The 16,553-nt window shown below is 49.0% G+C and carries 9 protein-coding genes and 1 pseudogene; 5 read left to right on the top strand and 5 right to left on the bottom strand.

The genetic code is table 11. The features are described from left to right. From BMY63_RS12385 to BMY63_RS11675, 5 genes and pseudogenes are all read left to right on the top strand, one after another. Positions 1-1,161 (top strand): annotated as a pseudogene (locus BMY63_RS12385) (hypothetical protein); the annotation flags it as partial. Positions 1,162-1,182: 21 nt separating this feature from the next. Next, positions 1,183-2,427 carry a fimbrillin family protein gene (locus BMY63_RS11690; RefSeq protein WP_091916974.1) on the top strand — a complete coding sequence of 415 codons (1,245 nt, stop codon included), beginning with the start codon at positions 1,183-1,185 and terminating at the stop codon, positions 2,425-2,427. Positions 2,428-2,467: 40 nt separating this feature from the next. Continuing rightward, positions 2,468-4,243 carry a fimbrillin family protein gene (locus tag BMY63_RS11685; protein ID WP_143065790.1) on the top strand — a complete coding sequence of 592 codons (1,776 nt, stop codon included), beginning with the start codon at positions 2,468-2,470 and terminating at the stop codon, positions 4,241-4,243. Positions 4,244-4,785: 542 nt separating this feature from the next. Then, positions 4,786-6,060, top strand: coding sequence for a glycosyltransferase family 4 protein (locus tag BMY63_RS11680; protein ID WP_091916972.1), 1,275 nt, complete (start codon positions 4,786-4,788; stop codon positions 6,058-6,060). Next, entirely contained in the window at positions 6,057-6,872 is an 816-nt protein-coding gene (locus tag BMY63_RS11675) for a glycosyltransferase family 2 protein (RefSeq protein ID WP_091916970.1), read from the top strand. The genes BMY63_RS11680 and BMY63_RS11675 overlap by 4 nt, the downstream gene beginning before the upstream one ends. A gap of 54 nt (positions 6,873-6,926) precedes the next feature. On the opposite strand, the gene BMY63_RS11670 is transcribed toward BMY63_RS11675, so the two are convergent. From BMY63_RS11670 to BMY63_RS11650, 5 genes are all read right to left on the bottom strand, one after another. Next, entirely contained in the window at positions 6,927-8,957 is a 2,031-nt protein-coding gene (locus tag BMY63_RS11670; protein ID WP_091916968.1) for an alpha-amylase family glycosyl hydrolase, read from the bottom strand. 226 nt (positions 8,958-9,183) lie between these two features. Beyond that, positions 9,184-11,037: a cadherin repeat domain-containing protein gene (locus tag BMY63_RS11665; RefSeq protein WP_176771050.1), complete on the bottom strand. Its 1,854-nt coding sequence runs from the start codon at positions 11,035-11,037 to the stop codon at positions 9,184-9,186. A 43-nt stretch (positions 11,038-11,080) separates the two neighbouring features. Further along, positions 11,081-11,977 carry a SusE domain-containing protein gene (locus tag BMY63_RS11660; protein WP_091900118.1) on the bottom strand — a complete coding sequence of 299 codons (897 nt, stop codon included), beginning with the start codon at positions 11,975-11,977 and terminating at the stop codon, positions 11,081-11,083. 36 nt (positions 11,978-12,013) lie between these two features. Beyond that, positions 12,014-13,582: a RagB/SusD family nutrient uptake outer membrane protein gene (locus BMY63_RS11655; RefSeq protein WP_091900117.1), complete on the bottom strand. Its 1,569-nt coding sequence runs from the start codon at positions 13,580-13,582 to the stop codon at positions 12,014-12,016. 19 nt (positions 13,583-13,601) lie between these two features. Continuing rightward, the gene (locus BMY63_RS11650) at positions 13,602-16,553 is read right to left on the bottom strand and encodes a SusC/RagA family TonB-linked outer membrane protein (protein WP_091917000.1); all 2,952 of its coding nucleotides are present in this window, start codon (positions 16,551-16,553) and stop codon (positions 13,602-13,604) included.

Here is a 16,553-nt window from a genome sequence, read left to right as displayed (position 1 = left end):
AAGGTCGACTGGTCGAAACGCACAGCCGCTGAGTTCTTTGCGGAATATGTGAACGAGTGGAGGCCACAGGACGACCAGTCTACCACGATGAAGTATATCGCCAGCGACCTGATGATCGGCGACGGCTCGGTAATCGGTGATACCTTTACCTTCACACTCGGGCATACCATGGGACTGATCTTCATCTCTACGGCCGAGGAGATCAAGGGCACGGTCTATCTCTTTCCCAAACTGACGGAGGGCGACGCCATGGAGAACCTCAGCTCCGACAGTAAGATCTATTCCTTCGAACAGAAGGTGTATAAGCCCAGTCGCAAACAAGGCTACTACCGCTATCTGGTGAAGCCGGGACAAGCGAAGTTCATATCGGGCAAGAATCCTGACGGCCGTATATTCAGCTTCACATGTAATAATGTGAGCGCCGGGCGCTATAAGAAATATGTGGTGGACGGCGGATTCAATCCTGCCGACTCCGAGATAGAGGATTTTACTGTGGTACCTGGGGATATCGTTTTCAAGGATATGCACATTGCCCATGTTCCGGCAAGCGGCAATGTGACGGGATATAGTAATGCCATCGGTATCGTGATGTATCTGGCCAATCTCAATGATGAGTACACAGAAGGATACCCCCATGGACTGATAATAACAAAACAGAAGTATTCTGGTATCTGGCCAACCGAATACAGGAATATAGACACGCCAGCCCCCAATGTGGTGAACGTAGGACAGATGATGGCGGATAAATCAGGCCTTACCAATTCAAGGGCGATAGGCAATCTCTCAACATCATCATCATTCACTTTCACAATGGGACAGACAGCAGGCACCAAGGCATACGACCAGTGCTCGGAATGGTTTGTACCCAGCACGGGACAATGGATTAAGATGATCTGCTGCTTCGGAGCTACAGAGATGACGGCAAAGGCCTCGGCCACTCGCCCTACCTTCGCTCCTATCAGAACGACATACAAGACGGAGTTGGCTCGTGCGTTTGAAGCAACAGGAAACACTTTAAATTCTGGTGGTTTCATCACGAGTACTGACGGGTCTTCAGATGGGAGTACATGGTGGAGATGTTCCCTTTTCAGCTACTCGTTTGATACATATTATAGACCCAATAACTATAGCGGAGATAAGCTTTTTGCCTGCGCATTCTAAACAATTCATGGATATCAGCATATGACAAGAAAGACTCTGATCCTTATACTCGCCTCTCTGCTGTTACTGGCAGGCTGCTGCGACGATCATGCGCTGGAAGGCGACCGGCTGGATGCCATCGTGATTCCTGCCACGGTAATGGCCGACGGGCAGGGATACTCATGGACAGACGGCTGTTGGACGGTTAACGACCGCATAGCCCTGCAGATCGGCAATACGGTGAAGATGTATGAAGCCTCAACAGAGAACGGCGGCCAGCTGAGGGCCACCTCGGAAGAGGAGCCTTTCTACTGGACACGTGGAACAGGAGAGGAACAGACAGTCAAAGGCTGGTATCTGGGCAATGGCAAGACACAAAAGGTGTTACCGGAGACGTGGGCGGTAGTGAGCAACCAGAACGCAAACGGAGGCAGGGGTGTCGAGGAGAGTGATTTCCTCTATGCACCACCTACCGCCATCAGCAGAGTGGAGGGCGACCGCTTCAAGCGCAGCATCTGTTTCTATCACCAGACGGCCAAGGTCGTCGTCAGGATCAAGAACGCGGGAGTGCTGGCAGAGAATCCTTCCGTCTTCCAAGGCATCACGATAGGCTGTGAGTCATTTCCTATTGTAATGGAGGCCCGCTTCACAGAACCTGCGGAGGGAAACTATGGCAGTTGGACTCCCAACGGCTCGACGGGGTATATCACGCCTCATGAGATCGTCACCAATGATGCCCATATCTATCTGAAGTGTTACGAGGCCCTGGTTATTCCACAGAATCTGAGCGGCACGCCTATGCTGGTATTCACGATCAACAACACGGCATTCTATTATGAGCCGTCGGGCGGAGAGGCCGACCTGCTGGCTGGTCATCAGTTTTTCTATGACGTGGAGGTCACTCAAGGGAGCATCACTGTCACACCATCGTTTGAGGGTAATGAGAAGTGGACATGGAACGAGAGCCAGGAGGACGTGACATCTATATCGACTGACATACAGCCCTGGCTGACAGACTCACGATGGACGAAACAGGGCAGCGACATCCAGGTGAAAGCCGGTGAGATACCTATCCATTTCGCTAATGAGTGGTGGACGGCTGACGCTACCGAGCATATAGACAGCAATGTGGGCGACGGTGGTATCGACACCTCTGACACCCACTGGAACGGGGGTGACACCGACCAGGTCGACAGCAACGACAAAGACATAGAGCAAGACCCCAATGGCGGAAACTGGGAGCAGGGCGACGAGGAACCTGTGACCAGTCACCCCAAGAACTCATAATGAACAACTCTACAGTAAATCCTAAAAGCATACATACACAATGAAGACGAAAGCATTATTTTTGATGGCAATGGCCATTGCAGTCCTGACGCAGACCAGCTGCTCTGAGGAAGACACGACTCTCGGGAACAACACCCAAAAGGATGGCGGACTTCCCGTCAGCATACTGGTATCCGACAAGGGCTTTAACAACAGCAGCAATACCCGTGCCGCTGACTCCAATAACGAGATGACGGAGGATGGGAAGACTGTTATGTCGACTGAGTTTGTAGACGGCGACTCTATCGGTGTGTTTGCCATCACCAAACAGAACATCCCGTTGAACAACTCGTATGTCAACAGACTGCTGATCATGAAAAACGGCAAGTGGACAGCTGCCGATGGAAAGGAGTTCCTGTATTACAATGGTGTGGACTATTTTGCCTACTATCCCTACAAAATAGGCAAGAAAATCGCAGATGTCGATCCGACCAAACACACGGCTCCGGAGTTCTTCAGGAGCCATATAGACACCTTTGAACCCTACAAAAACCAAGAGACTGCATTCAACTATACCCATAGCGACCTGATGGTGGGTCAGGGTACGCTGGTGGGGACTACCTGCCAGTTCAAGATGCAGCACATGATGGGACTGATCGTTATTCAGGTGCCAACGATCACTCACCATTACAAACAGGCAAACGACCCAACCTGCGAATATGACGTCAAGGAACTCTATCTGATGGACAAGACAGAGAAGCGTGTGCGCCAACTCGTGGAAGGCGAACCGATCTACCGCTATATTGTAAGACCCAACGCCGTAGAGGCTCTCACTGGTAAGACTTATACCGATGTGGACGGCAATTATAATATCTTTGCTATCACACACAGTGGAGTGAATGGAGGCTTCTATAAGAAATATGTTGTGGACGGCGCCACCAATACCAGTGATGAGAGGACTTACAATCTCGGCGACTACTATTACGACGACGGTACCATCTCACCTCTGAAGATTACTCACAAGACCGTATTTGGTGTTATTGCCTACTGCGGAAAGACAGATGTGACGAAGGACGTGGACTATCTGGGTAACGTGAAGCAGTATCATACCCTGGTGATGAGTGCCAGCAACGGTGTTTACAATAATATAAACACATCAGTACCTGCCGACAAACTAGGTGGATACCCAAACGGACTTTGCTTTGGTGACCTGACAAAAGCGCCTGGCCATGAGACGAAAGATGATAAATACTACCAGCCTACCAATACCACATACATACAAGCGAGTGAGAATGCCATTGCAGATCTTGGCGGTATATGGAAAACAGAATTCTTATTTACACATAGAAAAGAAGGACGGTATGACAGTAGACTTACCGGTGCCTCAAGTTCTGGAATATGGAGTAATTGGGGAGCGTTCGGTATATTGACAACAGCCCGTGGAAAAAAACCGTCAAGTAACGTATGTACCACTTCGAATGTCTTCCAACCGACATTCGGTCAGGTGGTGGGTATCATGGGCTCGAAAGGTATCGGACAGGCCAACGACGAAGAACTGAAAAACAATATCCGTACTGCATGGACCAGTGGAAAGCCCGCAGCCACCTCCAACCGCTTCGTGGATGAGACATTGGTCATCAATATGAAGACTGCCATGGCAAAAGCAGGTTTTATTATAGTTTCTGCCGGAGTCGTGCTCAGTCAGTACGACAAAGACAATTATCTGACTCTCGGTTATAATACCACTGGGTCGTATATCCAGATCGGTGTCTACTATCAAAATACCAATAAGAATGTTGGTACGAGCACTAACATGTGGTACGGACTGGCGTTCTAAGGCATCAAAAGAATGATGCCGCCACTCTCACGAGTGGCGGCATCGAAAAAGCCTATGTTTAACTAAAAATCCTTTTCTCTAAAAAGAAATTTTCAGCCGCAAGGGCTAAAAATTTGAAAGTTTAAAAGGGAGCTTCGCAGCGACCTCCTGTTATCCTACAGTTGAAAACTTTCTTTTACCAATAACTAAAAACCTAAAACTATAAATATTACTACTAACCTAAAACAATCTATTAACCTTTTGACGATGCAAAGGTACGACGAATTTCCGTTACTTGCAAGATTTACGACAGAATAAGTGTAAGAAAGCCCATCATTCTTGACGTAAATCAACCGATTGTGTGCGATAACAACATATATTCACGCTTTTGGCTTTGTTTTTAACAAAAGTTGATATACCTTTTGTCTATCAGAACCTGAAAGTGCATGCTCTCTAAAAAAAGGAAGCAGAATCCTTGGTTCTGCACCCGACTTTTTGTACCTTTGTATCCGTATATTTAAGATGCCAGAAAAGGGGCATAACGACGGACTAAGAAGTGGAACGTGAAAGTACTAATTGTGAATACAAGTGAGCGGACGGGAGGGGCTGCTGTGGCGGCTAATCGTTTGATGAAGGCGCTGAACAATAACGGTGTGAAGGCGAAGATGCTCGTGCGCGACAAGGAGACCGATGCTCTGACGGTGGTGGGACTGCCATCGTCGCCTTGGTTGCGATGGGCTTTCCTCTGGGAACGACTGGTAATCTTTTGTCGGTTGCATTTCTCACGGAAGCATCTCTTTGAGATTGATATCGCTAATGCGGGGACGGACATTACCAGACTGCGTGAGTTTCACGAGGCTGATATCATCCATCTGCACTGGATTAATCAAGGGATGCTCTCATTGGGTAATATCCGAAAAATCCTGCGTAGCGGTAAGCCTGTGGTCTGGACGATGCATGACATATGGCCTGCTACGGCCATCTGTCATTTGACTCTTGAATGCAGGAATTTCACCACGCAATGCAATCATTGCCGATTGTTGCCTGGTGGTGGATCTGGTAAAGACTTATCGACGGCTGTATGGCATCGGAAAAGACGGATGGTGGCCGACGAGAATATCTATTATGTGGCTTGTAGCCATTGGTTGGAGTCAGAGGCAAAACGAAGTGCCCTGTTGAAAGGACAGAAGATTACGAGTATTCCAAACCCGATAGATACACATATATATAAGAAAGGTGATAAGGTGGAGGCTAGGAAACGGTTAGGTCTGCCACTGGATAGAAAATTGATCCTCTTTGCCTCACAGCGGGTTACCAATGAGAACAAGGGTATGAGCTATCTCATAGAGTCTTGTCTGCTATTGTCGACACAATACCCAGAGATGAAGGATCAGACGGGCATCGTAATCCTTGGCGGGCATGCAGAGGAACTGGTGGGACAATTGCCTTTCGAAACCTTCCCGTTAGGTTATGTGAACGACGAACAGCGCATCGTGGATGTGTATAATGCTGCCGATGTTTTCGTGCTACCGTCGCTCTCGGAGAATCTGCCAAACACCATTATGGAGGCGATGGCCTGCGGTGTGCCTTGTGTGGGCTTCAAGGTTGGTGGTATTTCTGAGGAGATCGATCATCTGCACAATGGTTATGTGGCAGCGTACCGGCAGGCTGGGGATCTTGCCAAGGGTATCCGGTGGGTACTCTCAGAGGCGGACTATGATGTGCTGAGCGATAGTGCTATCCATAAGGTGGCGCAGCACTACTCGCAGCAGAGTGTGGCGTTGCGATACCTCGATGTATATCAACAGGCGATGGCCTTCAAACACTACCGCCTATGATCAGAATAACATATGTGACAATCACCTATAATGCGGCTGCCGTGTTACAGCGCACTCTTGACAGTGTGCTGGAACAGGATTATCCAGAGATAGTTCATCTGATTGTTGACGGGGCATCGACTGACGCAACACTTGACTTGGTGAACGATTATATCACACGTTCGAACGGTGTCGATTGTTCCAACTCAGCAGGGGTGCTATCGGAAGGACATAAGAAAGGACATCGCATTCAGGTAATCTCGGAGCCTGATCACGGAATCTATGATGCGATGAACAAAGGCTTGCGCGGTCTTGATGGTGACTATGTGTGTTTCCTGAATGCCGGTGACTTTCTTCCGGCGCGAGATACCGTGAGCCGTATCGTAAAACAGATTGATACAGAGGGTGCTTTGCCTGCCGTGCTTTATGGTGATACGGACATCGTGGACGCAGAGGGCCGGTTCCTGCATCACCGCCGACTAGCTCCACCCGAGAACTTGTCATGGCGCTCGTTCCGGCAGGGTATGCTTGTCTGTCATCAGGCTTTTTATGCCCGAACTGACTTTGCCATCGCTACGCCCTATGACGAGCGATATCGTTATTCGGCCGATGTCGATTGGTGTATCCGTGTGATGAAGGCAGCAGACAAGGAGCATGTGCCACTGCACAACTTGCACATGGTGGTGGCTAATTATACCGAGGAGGGACAGACAACGCTACACCACCGGGAGTCACTCTGGGAACGTTATCGGGTGATGGAGAGTCATTTTGGACGTGTACAGACGTTCCTCCTACATTGCTGGTTCGTCATCCGAGCCGTGATAAATAAATAAGACGGACAGACTTCTACGTATGAAGCTGCCCGTCTTTCCAATGGCTAACTATTGTTATCTCAGTATGATTTTCTGATTATTGATGATGTAAATGCCTTTCGGTAACCCACGGGTTGCCTCATGTCTGTTGGACGCTTTGCGCAACAGCCGACCGTCAAGACTGTATACCTTAAACGATTTGTCGTCTTGTTCCGCTTTAATAGTGCGGATGCCAGTATAGACGGAGGTTACATCGTTTACCTTATATTTCTCACCCTCTTTCTCGGTGGATATCTCGAAGAACGTGTCGTTGGAGATGTTTGTTACGTCGATTGTTTGAGGACTGCCAGAACCTGTGCTGAACACAAAGTTCACAACATCATCGTCGCTGTTGATATTGAATTGCTTGGTATACCATGTCTTACCGCCGGTGGTCGTGGTGGTTGATATCTTATCGCCGGGCCAACTGCTGTTGGCAGGTGAATGGCTGCCGTCACCGCCCCATGTCCAGAAGTTCACGCTGGACCATCCCACGTTGTCGACGTTGACATAGATGGTGATCTGTCGCTTTTCGAAATGGTTGAACGAGTAGTTACGTGTAATGACGCTCTTGACGGTGTTACCGACAAGCAGACCTACTTTCAGAGTACAGTCGGCAGCGATGTCAATGCTTGTGCCATTGACAGCCTTCGTGCTGTTGGTTGTAGGCTCGCTACCGTCAAGGGTGTAGACGAGTTGGGCTCCCGCATCGGCAGAAACAGCAATCAACTTAACCTTGAAAGCCTCTTCATATTTTCCTGTGGCTTTGTCTGCGAAGACCGTCTCCATCGATTTCGGTAGAAAATACTTGTATTTATAGCCAGACAGTACTTCCTGCCAGTCGTTGGAAGGCTCGTAGCCGTCGGTATTATTACCAACAACCACTAACAGACGGTCCTTACCGTCGGTCTGGATGATATTGGCATAGTAGTTCTTGTTACTACCCACGTTGGCGTACTCACTCAAGTTGGTGATACCTGCCATCTTACGTACGTCAATCATCGATTTGATTTCCTGCTTGTAGGCTTTCCAGTGGGTGAGAAACACACAGGGAGTACCTGGCATGGCGAGCAGATAGGCATTGGCGGCGAGGGTGTCCTTCTTGATAGGATCCTGCGCGTCATTGGCGCGTTTTTCCGTGTCGTGGTTCTCCACAAAGGTAACAGCATACTGACGGTATTGGCCGCTTTCGTAGTTTTTGCTTACGAGTGGCCAGTTATTATCATTCTGTTTGCCAAGGTAGGTCCAATCACCTCTGTTGATGGCATTGCGTACGGTGTAACGGAACTGAAAGTCGAAGGCTGCGCTTGTCTTCTCTGCGGCATCGATCCAACGACGGATTGTATTTGTGCCGTCCCAACACTCACCAACGGAGAACTGAGGCTTCGAATCGTTGTTGTAGATGGCGGTATAGCTGCCGGAGTAGCCCTTTACCATATCGTAGCGGAAACCTGTATAGCCGAGGTCGTTGAGCAACATCTTCAAGTATGCTTTCACGATGGTCTGTACGTTCTCGCTCTTGTGATCGAGGTCGCGCATGCCACCCCAGCCCTCGCCCGTATCGTTGTTCGTGCTAAGGCTGTAGCCATTCTGTGCGGCCCATTTCTTGGTCTCGCCACCATCATCGTTGGCGCATATGTCTGTTGACATCATCTCGTAGGTCACACCGTTATAGGTTTCTTTGGGGAAGTCAACCCAACTGTTTAGGTTCTTGCGATGGTTGATGACTACATCGGCAATGGTGCCGATACCTTTCTCTTTAAAGGTCTTGATCATGGAACGAAGTTCAGTCTCGTTGCCAAACGAACTGTTGTAGTTGCTGAACCAATATAGGTCGTCGTAGCCCATTGACGTACCACCGCAGTTTCCACTTTGGGGAATCCATACCAGACTGAACCACGGAGCAAGGTCATCAGCCTGTTTTTCAAGGCGGGTCCATTGTGTGTCGTTGAATGAGTCCCAGAAGAATCCCTGAAGCATCACTCCATCGTAGTTGGCGGGCCATCCCTGTGCCATCGTGGCAAGGGTCATAACAAGAAATGTGAGTGTTGTGTAAAGTTTCCGCATATGCTTTTAGTTGTTGATTGACTGTCGTATTTGTAGCTTTGCATGCAAAGTTACAAAAAAAGCCGAACGGTTGTTTTCAAACGGCTATAAATCTGTGCGTTGTGACGTGCAAACGGTTGCACATTCTGCTTCTCTTCGAAGTTAGTTGCTGCCGTAAGTCTTGTATGGAAATAAAAAGGCGAGCCGTTCTTATGACGGCTCGCCTGATAGAAATATTGCCTCTTTCTTATTTCTTAGTGATCTTGCAATATGCTTTACTGTTACAGTAGGCGAAGAGTTGAACGAAGTAAGTACCTGCCTCGGAAATCTTCAGGTTGTCACCACCTTGAGTCAGATCCTCAGTCGTCTTGCCACCCCAGTTGATGCCCCAATCGTCGTTGGCACGGAACTTAAATTCATCGGCAGCCAATTCAACGGTAGCCTCCCAGGCACCGGTATCCTTGTTGTAGGTCATGTCGGTGTCGGATCCCCAACCACCAGCCTGTGCCGGACCAACGATTCCAATCGTTGTAATCGGTGTCAGGGCATAGGTTAATGCGCCCAAGTCTACCTCTACTTTGTAGTAGCCTGCTGCTGCGTTGAGGTTGCCAGCTTGCTCAGCCAGCGTACCATTACTACCGCCAGTACCCCAATCGGGAGCATCCCAGTTGTCCTCACCACTACGGAACTTAAACTCGCCGTCGAGGTACATGAAACCAGTATACTTGCCATCGCCAGCAGGGCCATAGAGCGGAGCAGCTGGACTACCCCAACCATTACCATTACCAGCCTGCCAAATGTACTCGGCAAAGTTCAGAGGAGTAATGGTGTAAGTCAGTGTGGCCATATTGATCTGAACCCGGATGAACTTAGCGCTACCATCAACCTTGAATGAGCCATCGTCAGTAAGTGCACTACGACGAGCCAACGAACCAGTAAGACCATTGTTACCGTTACCTGATGTCGTGCCATAGAGCTTAGACCAGTCATTATCGTTAGCGATAGCATCGCATGCTTCGTCATCACCAATAGCGAACCAGATGTCGCCACCTGTACCCTCGAGTACATAAGTGAATACCGGATCTTCTGCTACACTTGCGTTGCTGTGAGAGAACTTCTGCGACTTCGAAGCTGCAGAACCAGCCCAATCCTCAGGACCACCAACCAGATAGTAAGCATCGGCCACATTGATAGCCTGCACAGTGAAGGTGTAATCCATCATGTTAAGCGTAACCTTGATCTTCTTAGCAGTACCTGCAGCAACTTTGAATGAGTTGTCGGCACCCAGATTGTAGCGGAAGTCAAGACGACCGTCGGTAGCCTCATTATTGCCGCCTACGATACCCAGCAGCTTACTCCAATCGTTATTACCGATAGCCTCACAGGCCTCATCGTCACCGATAGCGAACCATGTGTCACCATCCTTGTTGGCATCAAACACAACGGTAAAGATCGGATCCTCGTAAACATCCTTGCTGCTATGCTCAAACTTAACCATCTTGTCTGTAGCTGACTTTGCCCAGTCATTTGGACCACCTACAAGATAGTAGTTCTGCGCAATAACAACCTTCTTCAGCGGAGTAAACTGTACAGTACGCTGTGCGAAGTAGTTCTCTCCGGGCTTGCCAACAATAGCCTCGGCTGTTCCATCTGTTACAGTGTGGAGAATAGTACGGATATAGAGAGGTGTTTCTGCAGGATTGCGAGTGATATTATTGAAATAGGCATTCTGCAGATCGCTTGCTTTTACGCTGATCTCACTCTCGCCATCAAGGCTGTTCGCATCAAGAGTAATGCTCTCGTTGAAATCCTCTGTCTTTGAGAACTCGACCATTGCCTTCAATACGGTATTTGCAGGCATAGCACCTTCCTTTACGCTGACAGTACCGATGGGAATGACCTCTTCGGTTCCTGCCTCTTCGTCGATAAAGTCGGTCAGTTTGATAGTGGTTGCCGAGTTGGCAGCAACAGTCACGTCGCTTATCTGAAGCAGGCTCTCAGGCAGATTTGCCTGTGGCACGAACTCGGTATCGAAGTCCTGGTTACAGGCAACGAGCCCCATGCTGAGAAGAGCCACTGTATATAAACCTAATTTTTTCATCTTCTTATTCATTTGATTAAACTATCTTTCTAATGCTGACGAACTACGGGAGGAGTTCGAACTTCACGGTATTCTTGTTCAAATCGACGGTGATGTCGAACTGTCCACCTGGGAAGTTTGCAAATGCCCAAGAACCCTTACCAGTCATACCTGAACCAGTGTATACGTTATTGGTCAACTCTACATCTGTTGCCTCGTCAGCAACCTGGAATCCGTAAGAGTCACCACCATCCCATCCGGTAAGTTTAGTATAGAAACGGAAGGTCAAGTCGCCCTCTGGCATCTCAACGACACCATGATAAATCTTACTACCGATCTCGGTCTCCATAATCTTCCAGTTCTCCAGGTCAGCGGCATTAGTCTTAGTAGGCTCCTTCCAGCCAGAGCAGTTACCAATCACATAGAGGCAGCCCTTACTTGGGATATTGCAGTAGGCGGCCATGTGCTTGAAACTAACTGTATTCGAAGAGATTTCCGTACCTTCAACATCAATGGAACTTGTTGTCACGATCTTGGCAACAACGCGCATGATAACCTCGCGGAAGCCCATATCAACATAGTCGTCCTCAGTAGCAAAGCCGTCGAGCTTACAGATAGCCTTGGCAATCTCCTCGCCACTGATGTTGGCATTACATGAAGTGAAACCTGTCTCCAGATAATCACCCCATTTCTCTGTTCCGTTCTCATTCAATCCTACCTGTACCTTATAGTGTACGACGGTATTAACACCGTAATTAGGCTGGGTCCAGGTGAGCTTTACAGTATTGTCCGGAGTTAACTGGATATACTGATCTGCTACAGCCGATGTGTTTACCACAAACTCTGAAGCGGTATGATTCGGGCCGAGTATTGGATTGTCATCGCGATCGGAATCACATGCCGTGAACAGCATGGCGATAGCTGCGAACAACACACTACTCTTAAAATATTTAGTTTTCATAATCACTTATCTTTATTTGATTGTCCGACAATAGAATTAATAGCCTGGGTTCTGTGTCAGGTTCAAGTTTGAGATGACATCACTTGAAGCCAGCGGGAATAGGTTGTATTTGCTATCTACAGCATGCGGTGTACCCACGTTACTGTTCATACCTTTATGAGCCCAGAGGTAATCGCCAGTGGTGAACAGATTGAAGCGAACCAGATCACTGCGGCGATGGCACTCCCATGCCAGCTCACGGGCACGCTCGTCAATGATATCCTGCTTGGTGGGATTGGCAATGGCTGCCACACCGGCACGGGTACGGATGTCGTTGAACTTCGCAATACCATCGCAATTGACGCCACCTACTACCTGACACTCAGCCAGCATCAGATAAACGTCACCTAGACGGAATACCGGGAAGTCGGTGTCGGGGAAAGAGTTCGCACCTACGATCATCGAACCGTCGGCCTTCAGGTTGGTGAACTTTGTAAAGGCATAGCCACTCTTAAAGTCACTGACGTCGATAATATCCTTCGTCTGTCCTTCTGTGAAGAACTTGGCACGCAGGTCAGCATCCTCGAACTTGTTGACGAACTGCGGTGTTACGCGGATACCGCCCCAGCCATCACCGCCGAGTCCATAGTCAGCCGGATTCATCTTTCCGCCCACTTGTGCGTTGATAATGTATGTGGTACCACCATAGGCCTGTGTGTTGATGTGATCCTGATATACGCTGAAGATAATCTCGTGACCAATGCCTAGCATCTGATCGTTATCAGCACAGAACATCTTGTAATAATCGTTCTTCGACTCGATCTTGTAGCCTAAGTCGATAATCTTCTGACAGTACTCAGCACACTTGGCATAGTTGGCTGTTCCAGTGTAAACCTGTGCGTTCAGATAAAGTTTAGCCAGAATCATATAAGCAAGGCCTTTACCTGCGCGATATTTCTCAGGATCAGCGGGCAGCAGTTCGGCTGTCTCTTCCATATCCTTCACCAGCCAGTTGAAGAGATTGGAACGACTGATCTGCTCGGGGTTGGCACCGCCCACCTCTGAGTTCTCATCGGTGAAAGGCACATTGCCGAAGAGGTCGATGGCATGCAGATAGCTCAGTCCACGGATGGCACGTGCCTCAGCACGATACTGCTGCATGGCTGCATCATTGGCATTGGAAGCCTTATCGATCCGGCGAATCACCTCATTGCAGATTGAGATCTGATACAAAACGCGGCTGTAGCAGGCGCCGACGAACACATCACTCGATGTCCACTGCAATCCGTGCAGATCCTTAAGCGTCTGGTCGTTCCATCCAATAACGACTTCGTCAGTCGTTATTTCCTGCATGTTGAACAGGGCACGCAGATACTGACCGAAACCACCGTCGATACCTTTGATATCAGGAGCACCGCTGTCGCCGTCGGGTGAACTTACTGACAGTGCAGAATAGCACTTGGCCAGCAACTGATTGTATGCCTCTGTACCTGTCAGTACATTTTCCGGAGTGTCCAGATTCGGATCGATAGGTGTAACGTCCAAATCGCCCACACATGCAGTCAACGACACGGCGGAAGCCAAAGCGAGGCTATATATTCCGTTTTTCTTTATATTGAATTTCATATGATGATCCTCCTATTAGTTAAAAGTTAAAGCTTGCTCCTACGATGAAGTTGCGTGAGCGCGGATACATATTCTTGTCAAGACCATCCTTAACCTCGGGGTCAACACCTTTGTAATTGGTGATGGTAAAGACATTCTGGGCTGTCAGGTGTACGCGGATCCAATCGCAGACGTTGTAAGCCAGTGTCATCTTGTCGAGTTTCAGGAAAGACGCATTCTGCACGTAGTAGTCGCTACGGTACTGTGCCTGTGAGAAGTCACTGTAAGGAGCGGTGGTCACACGGTTGCAGATGAAGTTATTCGTCCACATGTCAGCCTTCATCTCAGTGTTAGAGGCTACATTGTTGTACACGTAGTTGCCAAGGCTTGAGCGGAAAGCAGCGGAGAGAGTCCATTTCTTGTAACTTAGCTCGGTGTTCAGACCGATATTCACGTCGGCATCAGGCTTGTAGTATACATAACGGTCATTGTCTGTGATCTGCCCGTCATGGTTGCGATCCACATACACGCCCTCCAATGGCTTGCCAGCCTCATCGTATACCTGCTGGAATACATAGAATGAGTTGATGGGGTTACCCACCTGCTGGATCTGGATATGGTTACCAACACCACCATTGATGTCACCAACCTCTACACCCAGATAGCTGGGGTCGTCGCTGGCAGTCAGTCGGGTGATCTCGTTCTTGTTGTAGGCGAAGTTCACGCCAATCTCCCAACGCAAGTTCTTCTTCTCAATGGGAACGACATTCACGGCAACCTCAATACCCTTGTTCTCCATATCACCAACATTCTGCAACAGATAGTTGGTCAGGTTGGTACCGGCAGCAACGGGCACCTCGTTGAGCAGATCGTTGGTTTTACGCTTATAGACATCTACGCTACCGTTGATGCGGTTTTTCAGGAAACCGAAGTCAAGACCTACATTGTAGGTTGTTGTTTCCTCCCACTTAATCTGTGCAGCATATCCCTTCGGTGTGATAGGAACGATTGCGCTGTTGCCAAACCAATAGTAAGAACCTCCTTGGTTGGTGTGGTAGGTGGGAATAGAAGGATAGTCACCCTGATTGATGTTCTGCTGACCGGTGATACCGTATCCCAGACGGAGTTTCAGGTTCGACAGCCAGTCGACATCTTTCAGGAATGCTTCCTCATTGATGCGCCATGCCAGAGCTACAGAGGGGAACAGACCCCACTTGTTGTTCTGGAAGCGTGACGTACCGTCGTTACGCAAAGTAGCAGTGAGAAGATAGCGATCCATGAGCGTCCAGTTCAGTCGGCCATAGAATGATACCAGATAACTCTCGGTCATGAAGATCGGCTCCTTTACAGCATATTCCAGATTATTACCGTCGTTAGAAAGCTTACGCTCGGTCTTCTTATTGTAGAAGTGCTGCCAAGAGTAACCACCCAAGATGTCAAAGCGGCTGCGCAGTTCTTTCAGCTCACGGGCATAAGCCAGATAGAACTCCAATGTCTGGTCACGACGCATCTGAGTGTACTTCTTCCACTCACCAGTGCCGTTCTGTACTTTGTTATGATAAGAGATCTCACTCTTATAGTCAGTGATATCCCAGCCTGTTGTAGTCGAGTAGTCAAGACCAAGGTTCAGGTTGGCGCGTAGACCTGGCAAGAACTTGAACTTATAGTCGAACTGGGCGTTACCCACGAAACGACGAACATAACTGTCTTTGTTCTGCTGTTCCAACTGAGCTACAGGGTTCAAAGTTGCCATAGAGTTAGGCAGACCGCTGTTCATCCAGTAGTGATAATTGCCGTCCTCATTGTAGACGGGCTTCAGCGGGTTATACTGAATAGCGCTGCCGATAGCACCCTCGTCGGCAAAAGAATTATGGGTAAACACACCTTTACCATTCAGATTGATGGTCAGATGGTCGTCGAGCAGTGTCGGGGTCAGGTTCACTCCAAAAGTCCCACGATTCATGTTGGTGGTCTTCAGAATACCGTCGTTGTTCAGGAATCCGGCACTAACGCGATAAGGCATCTTGAAGTCACTGCCTTTGACATAGCCACCGGTAACGCTGGCATTGATCTCCTCTGTCCAGGCAGTACGGTAGATCTTGTCCTGCCAGTCTGTCTTGGCATTGCCCAGAGCAGCCATGGCGTCAGCATTCCCGCTGTAGTTGGCTACAAAGAAATCCTTAAAGGAGTCTGCGCCAAGCACATCCACCTTCTTGGCAATGGTCTTGAACGAGCCAGTCATGTCAATGTTCACATGAGGCTTGGCACCTGCCTTACCTTTCTTTGTGGTAATGATAATCACACCGTTTGAGGCGCGGCTACCATAGATGGCGGTGGCAGAAGCATCTTTCAGGATAGAGAAGCTCTCGATGTCGTTAGGGTTGATGGTGTTGAGCACATCACCACCAGAGATCTCGGTCGAGCTAATGGGCAGGCCATCGATAACGATCAGAGGGTCGTTTGAGGCGGAGAGTGACGAACCGCCACGGATGCGGATGGTTGAGCCGGCGCCAGGAGCACCGCTGTTGGTCATGATCTGTACACCAGGCGTCTTACCCTGCAACAGGTCAGCCGGTGAAGTTGCAAGACCCTTGTTCAACTGATCGGCCTCAACGGTCATAACAGAACCAGTGGCATCGCTCTTGCGAACGGTACCGTAACCGATAACCACAACATCCTGCAAAACAGTCTGGTCTTCTTTCAGTGTTATAACGAGATTTGGCGCAGCCTTCACCGTAGCGGTCACGAAACCGACATATGAAACGCTGATGTTTGCACCCTGATTAGCCGTCAGTGCGAAATTACCGTCAAAATCGGAAATGGTAGCGGTCTGTGTGCCGTCAACGCGTACCGTAGCGCCGATAATGGGTTCGCCTGTAGCATCTTTCACATGTCCTTTAACCTCGATCTGGGCAAAGGCACTTGCCGATAGGAACAAGCCCAACAAAAGGCTGAGCATCCTAAGCGGGATTTGAATGTTTACCTGCTTCAT

It is taken from the genome of Prevotella aff. ruminicola Tc2-24 (genome assembly GCF_900110895.1).
In the GTDB taxonomy this organism is placed as follows: domain Bacteria; phylum Bacteroidota; class Bacteroidia; order Bacteroidales; family Bacteroidaceae; genus Prevotella.
The sequence above is the reverse complement of the archived record's forward strand: the minus strand, read 5'-3'. Positions and strand labels throughout refer to the sequence as shown.